2 protein-coding genes are annotated in these 1065 nt (G+C 57.7%); both read left to right on the top strand.

Annotated features, from left to right (window positions below; translation table 11 throughout):
- Positions 1–231: 231 nt before the first annotated feature.
- Positions 232–600, top strand: a complete 369-nt coding sequence (locus EN906_RS35100; protein WP_127269365.1) for a hypothetical protein — start codon at positions 232–234, stop codon at positions 598–600.
- A gap of 39 nt (positions 601–639) precedes the next feature.
- Positions 640–1011, top strand: coding sequence for a hypothetical protein (locus EN906_RS35095; RefSeq protein ID WP_127269364.1), 372 nt, complete (start codon positions 640–642; stop codon positions 1009–1011).
- Positions 1012–1065: the final 54 nt, after the last annotated feature.

Below are 1065 nucleotides of genomic sequence, written 5' to 3'. Positions count from 1 at the left end.
ATCGAGGACACGCGCTTTGGCGTGTTTCGGATGTGAGAATGGACGGTCAACTTCGACGGCCAAACGGCGGAACTATAGCGGCAGGCCGTTGCTGCCGTGCGAAAAGGCTGAACTGTATGGGCCAATCGATTCATCAGCATAAGCGGCTTCGATTCTCAAACAGTGAACTGGCGGCGAGGCAAAATATTCGCTACTGCTTATCCAGCATGGGGCAATGGGGACGGGCTGAAAATGAAACTGAAATATTGCCAGGGAACGGCTGCTTCGATACTTTCTGTATTTCTAATATTAACAGCGACCGACGCCGGCTCGGCGGAATCGCTCGCAGGACGCAAGGGAGACGTGCGTTTTCCGCCGACCTTGGGTTCGGGCGAATGCAACGTTGCCTACAAGGGTTATGTCGCGGCGAGCGGTCATTCGGCCTACGCTACAACCTTTTATTCGCGTGTCGTCGACCTCTACATTGTCTGCGGGACGAAGCTCAACGCGCCGTCCCAGAAGGCGGCGGAAGAGACGGCGCTGCGCAATTGCCAAGCCGGCTTGACACGGTGGAAGCTCAAGACCGCGAGTGGCGGCTGCGCAATCTCGTCATCGAAATAAGCAACCAGCCGAGACTTTTTTGCGAATGGGGGAAGCAGTATGAAATCCTGGACCCGCAAAGGAGCAGCCACCTCTATAGTGGCAGGCTTGCTGATCGTGGCGGCCCCCACCGCCGCCATGGCCGGATCGCTGGCAGGCAGCAAGGGCGACGTGCGCTACCCAGTGACCATTCCTATAGGAACCACCGGGGGCTGCGGGAAGGCTTACGCAGCGTATCTCGCAGCCGCAGGCCATTCGGCTTTCGCGGCGACGCCAATCGTTCCGGCGACCGAGTACTTCGTTTGCGGCGTGAAGCTGAATGCATCGTCGCAGAAGGCGGCTGCGGAACTGGCACTGAAATCCTGTCAGGCCAGCAAAAGCAAATACAAGGTTACCGTTGCCGGCGCCTGCAGCATCGCCGCGTCCAAATAGGCCGGAAAACGCCCGGTTTTTCTCGTTGGGTAAGACAAGATGAAATCCACGAAA

It is taken from the genome of Mesorhizobium sp. M7A.F.Ca.CA.004.06.1.1, assembly GCF_003999135.1.
GTDB lineage: Bacteria > Pseudomonadota > Alphaproteobacteria > Rhizobiales > Rhizobiaceae > Mesorhizobium.
This window is presented reverse-complemented; position numbering and strand designations above follow the sequence as displayed.